The 17,418-nt window shown below is 54.3% G+C and carries 9 protein-coding genes, 1 tRNA gene and 1 pseudogene; 2 read left to right on the plus strand and 9 right to left on the minus strand.

Annotated features, from left to right (window positions below; translation table 11 throughout):
- Positions 1–5 precede the first annotated feature (5 nt).
- From nagZ to hinT, 5 genes are read right to left on the minus strand one after another with little or no spacing between them, the layout of a single operon-like run.
- A complete protein-coding gene (gene nagZ, locus HV041_RS11050) occupies positions 6–1,031 on the minus strand; it encodes a beta-N-acetylhexosaminidase (RefSeq protein ID WP_115602217.1) in 1,026 nt (341 codons plus the stop codon).
- A 10-nt stretch (positions 1,032–1,041) separates the two neighbouring features.
- Positions 1,042–1,866: a thiamine kinase gene (gene thiK, locus HV041_RS11055; protein ID WP_121584513.1), complete on the minus strand. Its 825-nt coding sequence runs from the start codon at positions 1,864–1,866 to the stop codon at positions 1,042–1,044.
- On the minus strand, positions 1,847–2,479 hold the full coding sequence (lpoB, locus tag HV041_RS11060; RefSeq protein WP_048212601.1) for a penicillin-binding protein activator LpoB: 633 nt from the start codon (positions 2,477–2,479) through the stop codon (positions 1,847–1,849). Before lpoB ends, thiK begins: the two co-directional genes overlap by 20 nt.
- A gap of 22 nt (positions 2,480–2,501) precedes the next feature.
- Positions 2,502–2,876, minus strand: coding sequence for a YcfL family protein (locus tag HV041_RS11065; protein WP_121584512.1), 375 nt, complete (start codon positions 2,874–2,876; stop codon positions 2,502–2,504).
- A 2-nt stretch (positions 2,877–2,878) separates the two neighbouring features.
- On the minus strand, positions 2,879–3,238 hold the full coding sequence (hinT, locus tag HV041_RS11070) for a purine nucleoside phosphoramidase (protein ID WP_005121105.1): 360 nt from the start codon (positions 3,236–3,238) through the stop codon (positions 2,879–2,881).
- 348 nt (positions 3,239–3,586) lie between these two features.
- Here hinT and fhuE point away from each other — a divergent pair, with 348 nt between their 5' ends.
- Positions 3,587–5,773: a ferric-rhodotorulic acid/ferric-coprogen receptor FhuE gene (fhuE, locus tag HV041_RS11075; protein WP_115602219.1), complete on the plus strand. Its 2,187-nt coding sequence runs from the start codon at positions 3,587–3,589 to the stop codon at positions 5,771–5,773.
- A gap of 595 nt (positions 5,774–6,368) precedes the next feature.
- On the opposite strand, the gene HV041_RS25190 is transcribed toward fhuE, so the two are convergent.
- On the minus strand, positions 6,369–11,624 hold the full coding sequence (locus tag HV041_RS25190) for an autotransporter outer membrane beta-barrel domain-containing protein (RefSeq protein WP_182294217.1): 5,256 nt from the start codon (positions 11,622–11,624) through the stop codon (positions 6,369–6,371).
- 1,457 nt (positions 11,625–13,081) lie between these two features.
- Here HV041_RS25190 and HV041_RS11085 point away from each other — a divergent pair.
- Positions 13,082–13,969: pseudogene (locus HV041_RS11085) on the plus strand (integrase domain-containing protein).
- A 257-nt stretch (positions 13,970–14,226) separates the two neighbouring features.
- Here HV041_RS11085 and HV041_RS11090 read toward each other — a convergent pair.
- The 3 genes from HV041_RS11090 to HV041_RS11100 form a co-directional block, all read right to left on the minus strand.
- Complete coding sequence (locus tag HV041_RS11090; protein ID WP_121584511.1) at positions 14,227–15,489, minus strand: integrase arm-type DNA-binding domain-containing protein; 1,263 nt, start codon at positions 15,487–15,489, stop codon at positions 14,227–14,229.
- A gap of 161 nt (positions 15,490–15,650) precedes the next feature.
- A tRNA-Asn gene (locus tag HV041_RS11095) sits at positions 15,651–15,726 on the minus strand.
- 99 nt (positions 15,727–15,825) lie between these two features.
- The gene (locus HV041_RS11100; protein WP_121584503.1) at positions 15,826–17,313 is read right to left on the minus strand and encodes an EmmdR/YeeO family multidrug/toxin efflux MATE transporter; all 1,488 of its coding nucleotides are present in this window, start codon (positions 17,311–17,313) and stop codon (positions 15,826–15,828) included.
- Between the last annotated feature and the right edge of the window lie 105 nt (positions 17,314–17,418).

A 17,418-nucleotide genomic window follows, 5' to 3' on the forward strand; every position in this document is an offset into this window, starting at 1 on the left:
GTGCGTTAATGACCTGCTTTCTCTTCCTGCCAGCGCTCATGAAGCTGGTTGAGCTGGGCGCTTACCGTCTTCCAGCGTGCCGAGTCCATCAGTTCCTGACGTGAAAATGAACCTTTATGATACAAACGTGTAACACGTTCTGCATTGATCGGCGACAGATTATCTAACACACTGACCGCTCCCTTACGATTATTGCAGACCAGGATCATATCGCAACCTGCATCCAGCGATGCCTGCCCGCGCTCTGCGTAGCTCCCCATAATCGCCGCACCTTCCATCGACAAATCGTCGGAGAAAATCACGCCGTCAAAACCCAGCTCCTGACGCAGTACCGTTTTTAACCAGTGTGGCGAGCCGCTCGCCGGGCGCGGGTCCACATCACTGTAGATGACGTGCGCAGGCATAATGGCATCCAGTTTGTTTTCAGTGATTAACGTCTGGAATACCGACATATCTTTCGCGCGGATCTCGGCTTCTGAGCGAGGATCGGTTGGCGTTTCTTTATGCGAATCCGCCGTCACTGCACCATGTCCGGGGAAGTGTTTACCGGTCGTTTTCATTCCGGCCGCATGCATGCCATCAATAAAACGGGTTGCCATCGCTAACGCTTTTTGCGGATCGGCATGGTAAGAGCGCTCGCCGATTGCTGCGCTGATATGCCCCACATCCAGAACGGGCGCGAAGCTAATATCAATATCCATCGCGATCATTTCACTGGCCATCAGCCATCCAGCTTCCTGAGCCAGTTTGCCCCCCTCTTCCAGTCCATGCAGTGCAGCAAAAGATTGCGCCGCGGGCAGACGGGTAAAACCTTCACGAAAGCGCTGGACGCGCCCCCCTTCCTGATCCACTGCCACCACCAGATGATTACGCGATGCCGCGCGGATCTGGCGCACTAATTCACGCAACTGTTCCGGGTCATGATAATTTCGGGTAAAGAGGATCAACCCACCTACCAGCGGATGCGCCAGAATCTCACGCTCTTCAGCGTCCAGCTCATACCCTTCGACATCCAACATTACTGGGCCCACACTGCTCTCCTTATCCTTTCATTGTTAGCTGCCGCCAGGTTTCATCGGCCAGCCTGATAAATTGTCGATCGCCGGTTTGTTGCCAGCGATACTCAAACCACCCCGCCTTCAGCATCATTATCCAGATTTGCCATCGCCTGACCTGTCGCCAGAGCGCATCTTGCTCAATATGCGCTCGTTGGGCGTAGGCGCTAACCAGCCGTTGGTGCTGGGACTCATCGCTGACCCATACCGCCGCCAGCTCTAGGGCAATATCACCGTCGCCGGCATATTCCCAGTCAATCAGCCGCAGCCCCGAGTCTGTACGTACGATGTTGTCGCCGTGGACATCCATATGCAGCGGCCCCAGGCGCAAAGGTCGAGGCTCACCGCTTTTTCTTAGCCGCTTCAGGGCGCGCAACCAGCATGACGTACGACGTGCCGGATCGCTACACTGCCAGTACTGCTCGAGTAGCGGCAGCAGGCTGGTTCGCCAGCCGAATCGAGGCTGCTGGTGCAGATGATACAATAAGCCAGCGAGTTCGTCGGCGTCCGGTAATCTGGATTCTACCTTACCGTGAAAAAAGTCGACGACCATCCATCCGCGCGTATAAAAGCGAGGACGCGGCGCAAGACTTTCTGGCAAATGCTTTAACGCATGATAGTGGCGTAAGAAATGCGATTCTGGCGCGTAAGGATCGTGATGACAGCGCAGCACTAAACGGTGGGCTTGATGTTCGATGATGCAGCTCCCGCCGCTTAGGCCGCTCTGGCTGGCTACGACGGGATGATACTGCGGGAAATAGCGCGACAGAACTTCATCGCGCGTCAGTTTGTTATTGTTGCTGAACGGCACCTTTACCTGACCAGATTATCTCGCCAGTTTGTACCAGCATTAATTGCATTTGCAGCGCAGGTGAATTGACGTTACCGGAAGCGCTGGAATAGAGCACATACTGCGCGCCAACGTTACGGGCAATACCAATCGCTTTGCTGCGTGTTCCCAGGCTGTCGTTAGGCGACAGACCTAACTGCTGCTTGGCTACTGCCAACTGCTGCGCAGAAACCAGGGTAAATTTACCATTATTCGCCAGCGCATTTCGCAAAGTCTCGGTGGCTTCACCTGCGTTTAACGAGCCGTTGGTACGGTTATTTACGCTATCAACCAGCAGTACGCCCCCAGCTTTCACACCCTCAGCTTGCAGCATTTTGCCGACCATCGGCTGCATTGCCCCGTTCCAGTCATAATGACGCTGACGTGGGGTTGGCTGCGCCGTTTGGTCCTCGTGTTCAATCGGACCCGGCTGCTGCGGTATGGTTGGCACCGTTGGTACAACCGGAACTGGCTGTTGCGGCTGCACGGGTTGTTCCGGTACTGGCTTCACTTCCTCTACCGGCGCGGGCTCACGTTGAGCCACACAACCAGAGAGAAACATCGCCAGCGCGGCAATCAATGCGTAGCGATTCATTTTGATCTTCAAGATTCACCCCTTACAAATAAAGATAAAGCCTAACCTTGTGCGCCCCCAGATAATTGGCGCTGCCGTACAGCGTTACCGACGAACGAGCCGGGATAGTCATGCTGCGTGGCGCTTCCAGAGGGTGCATCTCCAGCCCTCTGGCGTCATACCAGTAAAACCGATAATGAACGGTAACGGGTTCTTGTCTTTCGTTATAGAGTCGTGAGGATGCTGAGACCTGAATATCAGACGTTGTTAATTCAGGCGGCTCTGCGGTGATACCCGCCGCCAGTACTGTTGATTCCATCACCAGAGACTGTTCATCACTGACCGGAATTTCCGGGTGTGAACGGCAGCCAGCCAGCAACAGCAGACCCAACGTAAGCGCAATGCATCCTCTGGTCATTTTTAAAGACCTTTATGCGCGAGCATTGGACCAAGCGCACGTCCACCCAGCAGATGCATATGAATGTGATACACCTCCTGACCGCCGTGACGGTTGGTATTCATAATCAAACGGTATCCATCTTCGGCAATGCCTTCCTGCTCAGCGATTTTCGCCGCCACTGTGATCATTCGTCCCAGCGCCTGCTCATGCTCTGCCGTCACATCGTTGACGGTTGGGATTAAAACGTTCGGGATGATCAGAATATGCGTTGGTGCCTGAGGTGAAATATCACGAAACGCAGTGACCAGTTCATCCTGGTATACGATGTCCGACGGAATTTCACGACGAATAATTTTGCTGAATATAGTTTCTTCTGCCACGACGTTTTCCTTTTTCATTAAGAGCCCATGCGTTGTGCCATGCTACGCCGGGTGACTCTGCGAGTATAGAGTATGAGCGAGTTACTCACGCTCTTTCAACTTTAACCCTCGATTTTTTAAGCAAAAAGCCCTGCCAGCGCTGTTCTTATAACCATTTCCCGGCGCTATCGCTCAGACATAGTACTGAAACAATATTTCATTTATGCGTAGCATTTGTTTACACATTGAATATGAATGCGTATATTTCGCATTTGCATTCTTATGAAAGAAAAATAATTAACAGCCAAAGGGTTCATTACGCAGTCACGTGATTCGAACTTAATATTAATAATTATCAAGGACTTTCCGATGTCTTTCACAACACACTACAGGGACGAACAGCATCGTTCTGCCATTGTCCCATCCCTCCTGGCAGCCTGTATTACGGCTGCGTTATTGCCTTGTACCAGCCTCGCCGCCTCCGCAGAAGAGACCGTGATCGTTGATGGTTCAGCCTCCGCCACATCCAGTGATGAGCAGGATTACAGCGTTAAATCGACATCCGCAGGCACAAAAATGCAGATGACACAGCGAGATATCCCGCAATCTGTCAGCATCGTCAGCCAACAGCGTATGGAAGATCAGCAACTCCAGACACTGGGTGATGTGATGGATAACACCCTGGGGATCAGTAAAAGCCAGGCGGACTCTGATCGCAGCAGCTATTTCTCTCGCGGATTCCAGATCGATAACTACATGGTCGATGGGATCCCGACCTATTTTGAATCCCGCTGGAACCTCGGCGATGCCCTTTCCGACACGGCCTTGTTTGAACGTATAGAGGTGGTTCGTGGTGCAAACGGGTTAATGACCGGCACGGGGAATCCTTCGGCATCAATTAACATGATCCGTAAACATGCAACCAGCCGCGAGTTCACGGGGAATGTCTCCGCGGAATACGGCAGTTGGAATAAGCAACGCTATGTGACGGATTTGCAAAGCCCATTGACGGCAGACGGCAACGTGCGTGCCCGCATCGTGGCGGGTTATCAAAATAACGATTCCTGGCTTGACCGTTACAACAATGAAAAAATGTTTTTCTCGGGGATTGTCGATGCCGATCTGGGCGACACCACCAGCCTGTCAGCAGGTTACGAATACCAGCGTATTGATATCAACAGTCCAACCTGGGGCGGCTTGCCGCGCTGGAATACCGATGGCAGCAAAAACAGCTACGACCGCTCGCGCAGCACCGCGCCGGACTGGACTTACAATGACAAAGACATCAACAAAGTCTTCGTGTCACTCAAACAGCGTTTCGCGGATACCTGGCAAACAACCCTGAATGCCACACATTCCGAGGTCAAGTTCGACAGCAAGATGATGTACGTCGACGCTTACGTTAATAAAGCTGACGGCACACTGATCGGTCCCTATGGCAACTATGGACCGGGCTATGATTACGTGGGTGGAACAGGCTGGAATAGCGGCAAGCGTAAAGTCGATGCCGTCGATCTCTTTGCCGATGGTGGCTACGACCTGTTTGGTCGTCAGCATAACCTGATGCTGGGCGGCAGTTACAGCAAGCAAAATAACCGTTATGAGAGCTCGTGGGCGAACGTTTTCCCCAACGAAATCGGCAGCTTTTATACCTACAATGGTAACTTCCCGGAAACCAACTGGAACCCGCAGTCATTGGCTCAGGACGATACCACGCACATGAAATCGCTGTACGCCGCAACGCGCATTTCTCTGGCCGACCCATTGCATTTGATCGTCGGCGCGCGCTATACCAACTGGCGTATCGACACCTTGACCTACAGCATGGAACAAAACCACACCACGCCCTATGCGGGTCTGGTTTATGACATCGATGATAACTGGTCCACTTACGCCAGCTATACCTCTATCTTCCAGCCGCAGAACAAACGCGACAGTTCCGGTAAATATCTCTCCCCTATTACCGGCAACAACTACGAGGTTGGTCTGAAATCAGACTGGATGAACAGCCGTTTAACCACCACCCTCGCCGTATTCCGCATTGAGCAGGATAACGTGGCGCAATCAACCGGCGTACCAATCGCCGGTAGCAATGGGGATACGGCCTTTAAAGCGATGGATGGAACGGTCAGCAAAGGCGTTGAATTCGAAGTGAACGGTGCGATCACGGATAACTGGCAGATGACTTTCGGCGCAACGCGGTACGTTGCGGATGACAACGACGGCAATGCCGTCAATCCGAACCTGCCGCGTACTACAGTAAAACTGTTCACCCGTTATAACCTGCCTGCCCTGCCGGCACTGACCGTGGGGGGCGGAGTTAACTGGCAGAATCGAGTGTATAGCGATACCGTGACGCCATACGGCACGTTCCGTGCAGAACAGGGAAGCTACGCGTTGGTGGATTTATTCACTCGCTACCAGGTAACGAAGAATTTCGCCCTCCAGGGCAATATCAATAACCTGTTCGATAAAACCTACGATACCAATGTCGAAGGCTCTATCGTCTATGGTGAGCCGCGTAACGTCAGCCTCACTGCCAGCTACCAGTTCTGATAATACCCAGTCTGTAAAGTATCCACCTGCATGTCGGGTGGATTTACTGAAAAGCTAAAAAGCAAAAAGCCCGCTCAAGTTTCCTTAAGCAGGCTTCTTAAATATGGTTCCTCTGACTGGGATCGCCTTAGCCATTAACTGGCTGATTGGTAAGCTAAACCTAAAAATTGGGATTGTCAAGACCACCAGAATGACCACCTATTTTTTTCTGGTTTTCCTTTCTGCATGTAAGCTGAGTACTATGGTTTGTACACCATCTCATCTCTGCTTTCTTTCGAACCAGATAAATAGTACCGATCTTCATTAATGGCTTGTTTTTCCATTCTCCTCCAGCGGCTGAAGCTAGTTATGAAGAGTTCAAAAATAGTCTTTCTGGGCTGGAAAACGAGGTATCGAAGGAGACTGAACCTAATCTCACTGTGAACTGGCCCCATAATGGTGTTCGCCAACTGGGTTAGTTCCTTTGGTTTCTGTGTACGGAATTAATACCATTCCCTGTGCCACCATACAGATGAAAAAACCGCGACGACTCGCGGTTTTTGACACCTTAACGCCCCCGGTCTTGATGTCCGGGGGCGTTTTATTATGAACGTCGTTACCAGCTATACCGCACGTTCAGGCTGCCGTTCAGGTCACGGTAGTCGTTACTGCCGGTCTGCCCTGCCGCCTGGGCGCTGACGCTCCACTGGCTGTTCAGGTTCGCCTGGATACCCACCTTCAGCTCGGCGCGGTTGGCCGGGATATCCTGGTCCACCTGCATGTCGTTGAACGACACGCTGGTATCGTCGCTGGTGTGCAGCCAGTTCACCTCCATAAATGGCTGGATGACTGCCGCTTTACTGTTGTGCAGCTTACCGTCAATCCGCAGACCTAAACGGGTAGTCCAGATGTCGCTGTCCTGGCCGTCAATGCGCGTGTTGCTGTGGTCGGTCACGCTGTCGGCGGTGTAATGCTGCCAGGTGGCCTGGGCCTGCGGGGTCAGGCTGACGGTGTTGCCGTTGCTCAGCCCGATGTCGTAGCGATAGCCGGTTTCCAGCGAGACGGCACTGGCACTGGAATCGTAGTCTTCTGACCCGAGGCCCTCGTTGCTGACGCTGTTGTTGTAGAAGCCGTACTGATACCAGCTGTCAACATACAGCCCGCTGTGGTTTCTGGCGTCGGCAAACCAGGTGGCGTACACCCCGAGGTTGTATCCATCGACGTTGCCGCTGGCGGAGAACTGGCTGCCGTCCGCGCCTTTGTTGCCGGTGCTGTCGGAGTCGGCGTTGATGTAGCTGCCCATCAGGCCGACGGTCAGGCTCTGCTCACCGTTGCCCCAGGCCGCGATGTCGCCGCCAAACTGGATTTGCGAGTAGTTGTGGTCGATATCAATACTGCCCCCTGCGGCGCCGGAGTCGGCGCGACCGGCTCTGAAGCGCATCCAGACGCTGCCGTCGTCGCTGCGCAACTGGCTGCCTTCGCGGTCATACAGGGTCTGCATCTGCAGGTTGCGCGCCATCCACTGGTTGCCGAGGTAGGCACCGATGTCGGCACGGTACTGTGGCACGCCCGGCGTCACATCGCCACCGCCATCCGGCGGTATGACATCACCACCGTCATCGTCGTCGTTCGCCTTCGACTCCAGATACCAGTCGCTGTCGGTATGCTGATACAGACGGTATTCATACGCCCCCATCACCACGCGGTTGCCCTGCGTAAAATCTTCACTCCCCGAGCTGCCGCCGACATCAATCACCTCAATGCCGTTGCTGGTGGCCGCCCCGTCTTCGCCGGGGTTCGTGGCGGTAAAGTAAACCGTTGTTTTGCCTGAGGTGTCGCCGCTAATCACCAGTTTATCGGTTGGTGAACTGTCGTCGCCCATATAGGTGTTCATATACAGGTTGCCGTTGTTGCTGCTGTAATCGCCGTTGATGGTCAGGGTGTGGCCGGTTTCCGTGGCGCTCTGGCTCATGGCAATGCTGCCGCTGTTGCTGACGTTGCCGTTGACCACGCCGGTGCCGCCGAATGTCGCGCCGGAAGCGACGTTGACGTTCTGCGTGCTGCCCGTGGCGCCAATCACGCCGGTGTCGGTCAGCCACAGCGTGCCGCCGTTGACGTCGGTGTCGCCACTGTAGGTGTTCGCCGCGCTCAGAATCAGCGTGCCGTCGCCTGCTTTGGTGAGGGTTTTGCCATCCCAGCCGCTGTTGGCGCTCACATCCGCCAGTACGCTGCTGACCTCAAAGCTGCCATCCGGGTCGCTCAGGGTAAAGGTGCCGTGAGCGTCGGTAGCGGCGCCATCCACGTCAGCATACCAGGAGAGCGAGGCGGCAAGCTGGTACTGTGAGCCGTCAACGCGCCCGTCCACGGTGAGGAAGTCAGTCTGTCTGGCGTCCATTCCGGCAATGGTCAGGGTGTCGAAATCGCCGCTGATGGCGCTGTCGGTATCGATCAGAGTGAAGGTGTACGGGTCACTGGTCAGCGAGTCCGCAACATTACCGATGCCGGTGATATTCAGCGTGCCGTCAAGGCTGGCGCTGTCGGCGGTGATAACCGGACTGCTGGCGCTATCGCCCAGGTTGATGTTCAGCGTGCTGCCGTCCTGCTGGTCCAGCGTGCCGGTGGTGAGGGTGGTGCCTGCGGCCAATGAGGTGACGCCGCCATCATCGGTGGTCAGGCTGGCGGTGATGTACTCCCCGGCAGCGTTGAGGTTAAGGGTGGCATGGTTAGTCACATCGCCGGTGCCCAACGCCGTCAGGCTGTTGGCATCCAGGGTGCCGCCGTTGATATTGGTGCCGCCGGTGTAGGTGTTGTCGCCGCTCAGAATCAGCGTGCCGTCACCGGCTTTGGTCAGGGTGGTACCGTCCCAGAGACTGTCCCGTTTGCTGCTGTCTGTCACATCCGCCAGAACGCTGGTGACCTCAAAGGATTTATCCTTATCCGGCGTGAATGTGCCGTGGGCGTTCAGCGCGGCATTCCAGGACAGGCCGGGGTGATTCAGTACCAGTTGATTGTTATTCTGCACAACCTGTGGGTCAATCGTGAGGTAATCCGGAACATCTGTTGTGGTGCCGGTAAAGGACACTGTGGCAGGGTCAAACCCCGTTATCCCCGTGTCAGACGCCATCAGTATATCGTCCGTCAGCATGGCATCGCTGGTAATACTGTTGTAGTCCGACGCCGACAGGTCAACCGTCATGTCTGTCACTCCGGTGAAATCCACGGCTGACGTGACGGTCAGCACGGTGTCCTCAGTTTGCGGGCTGGCGTCAGCCTCAAACTGATATTTCTGGAAATTCTGCACGCTGTTGACCGTGCCATCAAAACCCTGAACAGCCAGCGTGTTGCCTTCTGTGATGCCGGCCTGTTCAGCCGCCCCCTGGCGGGTCAGCGCCACGCCACCATAGAGATTAGCTTGACTCAGGTTGCCGCTGCCGTTGCTGCCATCCAGAATAACGGTGTTATTGCTGGCGGTGGCGGTGCCCGTGGTGACGTTCACGGTATCGGTACTGCTGACATTATCAGAGCAGCCACCACTGACACTTTTACTGACGCAGGCCTCAGCAAGGGCATAGCCACCGTAGATATCTCCCGACACGGTGCCGTTGCCGAGCGTGACGATGTTGTTGCTGGCCACAGTATTGCCTGCTGTGGCGGTATAACTGTTCCCGCCCCCGGTACTCAGTTGTACCGTGCCGGCCCCCTCTGTCCAGCCGTTATAAGCCTGCGAGACGGCATAGCCGCCATAGAGGTCGCCGCTGATGTTGCTGCTGTCGCTGACCAGAATATCGTTGTCGCTGGCGGTTGCATCACCGCTGTGGGCTTCCAGAGTGGCGGAAGACAGATGGGATGCATCAGATGCTATATTCAGCATGGCATCGCCACTGCCTGTGGTGTGGGCGTTGGTGGCGGTACTGGCGGCATAACCGCCATACAGCAGATTGCTGCCAGTCAGCGTGGTGCCTGCCAGCGTCAGGTGACTGGTTGTGGCAGTGGCGGTACCGGCCTGTACGCCGTCATCAGTGACATGAGCATTCACATCTGCCCCGGCTTGTGCTTTTCCGTCGGTACGGGCATTATCGGCTGCCGACAGCGCGTGACCGGCATAGAGCTGGCTGTTGCTGCCGCTGTACTTGCCGGGGGCCAGTGTATTGTCGGTTGCCGTGGCACTGCCTGCCGCGGCGGTGGAGGCGTAGGCGTAGGCGTCGGCGTAAGTGCTGGCGTTCCCCCCGGTTGCATCCCCCAGAGTCCATGCGTTAACGGCCTGACTCTGTGCCATGCCGCCGCTCAGGGTACTGTTATCACCTGCCGTGATATCCGTCAGTGTATTACCTTCTGCCGTGGCACTGCCTGCCGTGGCAGTGGATTCAGTGGCGCGGGCGTAGGCGTAGGCGCTGGCGTAGGCTGCCCCCCCGGTTGCATCCCCCAGAGTCCATGCGTTAACGGCCTGACTCTGTGCCATGCCGCCGCTCAGGGTACTGTTTTCACCCGCCGTAATACCCGTCAGTGTATTACCTTCTGCCGTGGCACTGCCTGCCGTGGCGGTGGAGGCGTAGGCGTCGGCGTCGGCGTCGGCGTAGGCGTCGGCGTAAGTGCTGGCGTTCCCCCCGGTTGCATCCCCCAGAGTCCATGCGTTAACGGCCTGACTCTGTGCCATGCCGCCGCTCAGGGTACTGTTATCACCTGCCGTGATATCCGTCAGTGTATTACCTTCTGCCGTGGCACTGCCTGCCGTGGCAGTGGATTCAGTGGCGCGGGCGTAGGCGTAGGCGCTGGCGTAGGCTGCCCCCCCGGTTGCATCCCCCAGAGTCCATGCGTTAACGGCCTGACTCTGTGCCATGCCGCCGCTCAGGGTACTGTTTTCACCCGCCGTAATACCCGTCAGTGTATTACCTTCTGCCGTGGCACTGCCTGCCGTGGCGGTGGAGGCGTAGGCGTCGGCGTCGGCGTCGGCGTAGGCGTCGGCGTAAGTGCTGGCGTTCCCCCCGGTTGCATCCCCCAGAGTCCATGCGTTAACGGCCTGACTCTGTGCCATGCCGCCGCTCAGGGTACTGTTATCACCTGCCGTGATATCCGTCAGTGTATTACCTTCTGCCGTGGCACTGCCTGCCGTGGCAGCGGATTTAGTGGCGTGGGCGTAGGCGCTGGCGTAGACGTCGGCGTAAGTGCTGGCGTTCCCCCCGGTTGCATCCCCCAGAGTCCATGCGTTAACGGCCTGACTCTGTGCCATGCCGCCGCTCAGGGTAAGCCCCGTATCGCCGCCAGAGACAATCTGCACATGCTCTCCGTTAACGGTATTGCCGAAGGCCGTTGCCTGGTTTGCGTTTGCTGTTGCGCTGGTTAAATTTATTGAGTTATCAACAAACTGATTATTCACAGACGCATCGGCATCCTCAGTGTTCAGGCCATTAACTGCCCGGCTGAGCGCGTAGCCGCCGTAGAGCCCGCCAGTCAAGGAGATGGTATCGCCGGACAGGGTCAGGGTATTGTTGTTTGCGATGCTCTCGCCGGCAATCGCGTCAGTTGCATCAGGCGTTGACGCAACATCCAGCCCGCCGTAGATACGCCAGATATCACTGCCTGCTGTTGTCACATCTGCCGCAGAAAGGGTCTGGCTGTTATCACTGCCCACGGCATTGCCACCCCCATCAGCCGGAAACCATGATAAAGGGGAGCCTTTTTGGGCGAGCGGGTCCGGCCCGGACTGCATACCGGTACCAGCCTGCGCAGCCAGTGGATAACACAGTGCGGCAATGAGACCGGTCAGTGCCAGGCAACGAAGTGTGCGGGGTTTGCCGTAACTGCGGGCGTGTTCGGAAGCCACAACATATTTTTGTTGTGATTCACTCCAGACAATACTGAAGCATTTATTCATTTTATTTCCCTTGGTTTATTTTCCCTGTCACCTGTAGTATTTATCGGTAACAACTACTGCAGGGCATGTATATAATGGCAATGCAACAAAACAGCCCATAAAATAACAGCGCGGTAACATGCTGTTATTTTATTTCTATTGCGAACATACACACGTCAACTTGTAAGGTTTGTAGTTTTTATCTGTCAGGTTGTTTCAATATAATATTTTTAGCATGAGAGTCAATGGTATCTCGCCCTGCTTGCTTATTTTATATATCTAGTGAATATATAAAATATATTTATTCGTCATATGAATATTTAAATCCGTTTGGCCATAAACAATTACGGCAACAACCATTCCGTTTTATATCGTGACTGACAGCATCATTTTACGTTTCATATAATTTCCATGCCCCCCTCATTTGCATTATAAATTCCTTAAATACCGGCAACAGAAGGCGTTGCAACAAAATGAAATCCCCTGTCTATTTGGTACCGGAAAGAAATATAAGAAGTGCTGTGCGCCACCATATGGCATTCCAACAACGGGTAAATCCTTTTTACCCGACTGATGCACCAGGAGCCGTTTTATCATTCCGCAAATTCCCCTTTCGGTCGTTGTCTGAAGCTACGGGGAATTTATCTGTATTGAGAACGTTTGCTTTTATCTCCGGGGTACAAATTCAGTAATAAATCCCGGGGAATTTATTTTTCCGAAAAAAAAGTTTACCCTTTTCATCCGCATAAACCGGGTGTAATCTCATTTCTGCACTCCGCTGCTTCGGCAGCGCCCAACGCTTCTCAACCTGAAAGAAGCACCTGAACCCTCAGGACGGTTGATCCCTTTACCGGTGCAGACCTCTGCAAACACCGGGTCGCGGATTATTGCGACGGAGGCCAACGTTTCCACATCACAACGCCTTTTACTGCGCCAGAATGCTGGCCTTATCTGCACCACGCCGGAATTATCCTGGCCAACCGATACTGGCTGACACTCTCAGCGCCTTTTACCTGACGGGCTGCAGCCTTCATTGCCGTCAGGCTTTGCTGCCGCGTGACTGTAAAACTGCACCAGAAACGCAACGTTTGAGCACTGCACCAGTCCAGTGCGTCACTTTACCCGCGCAGAGCGGGAAAGTGACGCACGCAGCCTTTTCGACCTGCACCAGAAAACTCAACTGCGCCAGCTACTGGCTGGATTCTGGCACCGCCTTTTCAGGCCATTTGACCCATAAGGAGAACATGAACCGATACCGAGGCGGATCCGGACGATCCGGGGGATAACCCGCGCAAGCGGGCGGCTGCTCAGAGAGCACAACCGAAGCCCCACCACACCTCAACGGCTGCCGCCCCGGCGCTCAGGTATCGTTCGCAGCCCCGACAAAAAAACAGGGGCTATCGGCCGACGCGCCGGGGAAAGCTGTATCAGTGTTGGTTTTTGGGATGAGTTTACGGCAATCATGAAAAGGGGAATATATGGGGATACTGGAGCAGGAAATGAAGCAGCTGGCGCAGCAGGCGGGCGGCAGCTACAAAACTGTGGATGACCGCATCAGGCTGGCTCAGCGGTTTTGTGAGCGTCTGGTGCTGGCGCAGAATGTGCAGATCCGCCGGGTGGAGCAGCTTAAGGCCCGGCATATTGAAGGCTATATCCGTGAACGGCTGGCGCAGGGTATCACGAAGCGTTCCCTGCAAAACGAGATGGCGGCGGTGCGCTGCATCCTGAAACAGGCCGGACCTGACAGGCTGGCGCAGAGTGAACGGCTGAACAACCGTTCACTGGGTCTGTCCGGCGCATCCCGTAGCGGCACGAAACGGGCCATCACGCCGGAGTATTACCACCATGTACTGGAAACCGCCCGCATAAAAGATCCGGGGCTGGCGGCAGCGCTGGAACTCTAAAGGCTGATGGGGTTGCGCTCGCAGGAAGCGGTGCAGAGTGCGCAGTCGCTGAAAACGTGGAAACAGGCGCTGGAGCGGAGCGAGTCCCGGCTGACTGTGGTGTTCGGCACCAAAGGCGGCCGCCCGCGTGAAACCGTGATTCTTGATGCTGGCACTGTCAAAAGAGCGCTGGATACTGCGCTGGTTGTGGCAGAAGAGCGACACGGCAGGCTGATCGATAAACCCGACCTGAAAAGCGCGATGAAATACTGGCATAGTCAGGCGTCGGGGCTTGGCTTAACTGGCGCATATTCCCCGCACTCATTGCGCTATGCCTGGGCGCAGGACGCCATTTGTCATTATCTGGCGCAGGGATTCAGCGAGAAAGAAACACTGGCGCTGACGGCGATGGATTTGGGGCACGGCGACGGGCGCGGGCGATATGTGGCGCAGGTTTACGGGCGACGGGAAGAGGCTGACTGATAGCCATTACCTTATAAAATTGCACCATTCATCGGTTTTCGTACAAAATTATTCACGCGTGAATGATTTGTGGTATTTACCTGTTAATTTATTAAAATTGATAGTTTTTGCCATATAATTATTTGGCCCCAAATAATTTTGTATGCTTTCCGATTAATCACCGGAATATTGAAGATAAAACCTTTTAATGCAGAAACGCAGATCCGGTTCAACCTGGATCTGCGTTTTCATTTTCAACAGATTACATTGCCGCTGGCTCAGGCCGCCTTATGCTGGCGCGCATAAATATAGGGCGCAACGTATCCATCGCGGCTGACGTCCAGATAATCCGACCACCACTGCATCATGGTCTTACGGGCGTCGAGGTGTTCAGCGTGGTGGATGTACGCCGCCCTTACGCTGTTACGCTCCTGATGACTCATCTGCCGTTCCACTGCATCCCGCGACCAGAGTTCAGATTCCATCAGTGCGCTACAGGCCATTGCCCGAAAACCATGCCCGCAGACATCCGTTTTGGTGTCATAGCCCATTAAACGCAGCGCCCGGTTGACGGTGTTTTCGCTCATCGGCTTGTACGGGTTGTGGTCACCGGGGAAAACTAAATCCAGATGGCCAGATATTTCCTGTATCTGTTTCAGAATGGCAATGGCCTGCCGGGAAAGCGGCACGATATGTGGGGTGCGCATTTTTGCGCCACGACCAGAGAAACGCACTTTGTCAATGGCCTTGCGGGTGGCGGGGATGGTCCAGATTTTGTGTCTGAAATCAATCTCGCTCCAGCGGGCAAAGCGCAGTTCGCTGGAGCGGATAAACAGATGCAGGGTCAGCACCACCGCCAGCCTCGTTAACTGCCGTCCCTGCTGATAATCGCCGATACGCTCAAACAATTCGGGCAACCGCTCCGGCGGCAGGGCGGGATAGTGATTTTTAACCGGCGGTGCGGTGACGCCTTCCAGATGCTGCGCCGGGTTGTTTTCGGTGAGTCCCTGCTGAACGGCGTAACGCATGATGTTACAAAGCTGCTGCCGGGTTCGGGACGCGACTTCGAGAAAGCCTTTATCCTCAATAACCCGCAGTAATGCAGTAAAATGCTGCGTTTTCAGCGTGGTGACGGGCATATGACCAATCGCCGGAAAGATATGATTTTCCATGCTGGCGAGAATACGCGCGGCATAATCAGCCGACCACTTTTTGTTGGTTTTGTGCCATGCCAGCGCGACAGCTTTAAAACACTTTTCCGGAGAAGCGGCGGCCTTATCAGCCATGCGCTGTTGTGCAGGGTTGATATTCTGCGCCAGTAATTTACGGATATCGTCACGTTTCTGTCTTGCCTCAGAGAGCGAGATGAGCGGATAAGCGCCGAGACTGACGCGGGATTCTTTGCCGCCAAAACGATATTTGAGGTACCAGATACGCGAACCGCCCGGATTGACCAGCAGATACAGACCGTGTGAATCGGAGAGTTTTACAGGACGGGAAGAAAGTTTTAAGTTGCGGATTTTTGAATCGTTTAAAGACATTTGGGGGGCACTCCAGAATCGAACCAATCTGACCCCAAATCTGACCACCAAATTAACCGGATGCGGAGGGATAACCAGATACGCATCGGGAAAGATTTTTACGCTAACTTATTGAATCACAATCGAATAAGGATTCATAAGGAAGCGTAAGAATCGGAATTTGGCTCCTCTGACTGGACTCGAACCAGTGACATACGGATTAACAGTCCGCCGTTCTACCGACTGAACTACAGAGGAATCGTGTGAACGGGGCGAATATTAGCGATGCCTGTCTGCATTGTCAAAGCCTGAATGGATATTTGCGATCGTTTGCTGAAATATTCTTCATTTCGTCGCTTATTCAGACGCAGACGGTTGTTTTATACACTTTTCACGTTCAGGACGAGGGTATTTCCACAGCCAACGGCCTGTGACCATACGCCAGTAAAATAACGCGGCCCGTACTGCCCAGTCGAAGAACATCCCCATCCAGACGCCAACGACACCCCAGCCTAATACGATCCCGAGGGTGTAGCCGGCGACAACACGACAGCCCCACATTCCCAACATGGAGACCCACATAGCGAAACGGGCGTCACGCGCACCTTTAAATCCAGCAGGAAGAACCCATGATGCTGCCCATATCGGCATAAATGCCGCGTTCAGCCAAATCAGGATGACAATGACCTCTTTTACATCCTGATCGTGGGTGTAAAACGAAGCCATCACGCCAGCAAACGGGGCGGTTAGCCAGGCGATGGCGGTTAATCCGATTGTGGAGAGCCAGAATACATGCCGCAACTGGATTTCCGCCTGAGCAATCTGTCCATTTCCCAGACGTCTGCCGGTAATGATAGTAGACGCGGAACCTAAAGCGTTTCCCGGCAGGTTGATCAGTGCCGCTATCGAAAAGGCAATGAAGTTACCGGCAATTACGCTGGTACCCATACCCGAAACAAACATCTGCGTAAGTAACTTGCCACCGTTAAACAGGACTGACTCTATACTGGCAGGAATACCAATCCCCATGACTTCCCAGATGATGGCAAGATTCAGCGGCTTAAAATAGCTCTTCAGGGGAATGCGCAGCGCTGGGTTAAATCCAATCATCAGCACCCATATAATGGCGATGGCACCAATGTAACGTGAAATCGTCAACCCCAGACCTGCGCCGACGAATCCCAGCCCTTGCCAGGAAAAAATGCCGTAGATCAGGATGCTACTGATAATAATGTTCAGGATATTCATACCACCGTTAATCAATAACGGTATTTTGGTATTTCCGGCACCGCGCAGTGCGCCGCTGCCAATTAACGCAATTGCCGCCGCAGGGTAGCTGAGCACTGTTAATTCCAGATAGGTAAGTGCCAGTGCTTTTACATCAGGGGTGGCTTCTCCTGCAACGACATCAATAATCTGCTCACCGAAATAGTGAATCACCGCCGCCAGTACGACAGCAAATATCGTCATGATAACCAGTGATTGTCTGGCTGCGGCTCTGGCGCGTCGGCGATCGCGCTTTCCGAGACTAAAAGCAACCACCACCGTCGTGCCAAGGTCGATGGCGGCGAAAAATGCCATGATGACCATGTTGAAGCTGTCGGCGAGTCCGACGCCTGCCATAGCTTCTTTACCCAACCAGCTCACCAGGAAGGTGCTCAGTACTCCCATCAAGAGTACACAGGTGTTTTCCAGAAAAATGGGGACAGCAAGCGGGGTAATTTCGCGCCAAAAGAGAACTTTATAACGCTTGCGTTTGGCATACCAGGGCGTGCGGGATGCGACCTGGCGTAAGGCTGCGGAGACGTTCAAAGTGGACCTTAATGAAGAAAGTTGAAACCTCATTTCAAATGATGAGGGAGAATCAAAAAAGCTGCAAAGTTTTTTCCATTTAAAATGTCTGTAAATGCAACAAACTGTCGAGAGAAGCACCAATTGATCCCCAATGTA

This window comes from Citrobacter sp. RHBSTW-00029 (genome assembly GCF_014104295.1).
In the GTDB taxonomy this organism is placed as follows: Bacteria; Pseudomonadota; Gammaproteobacteria; order Enterobacterales; family Enterobacteriaceae; genus Citrobacter; species Citrobacter youngae.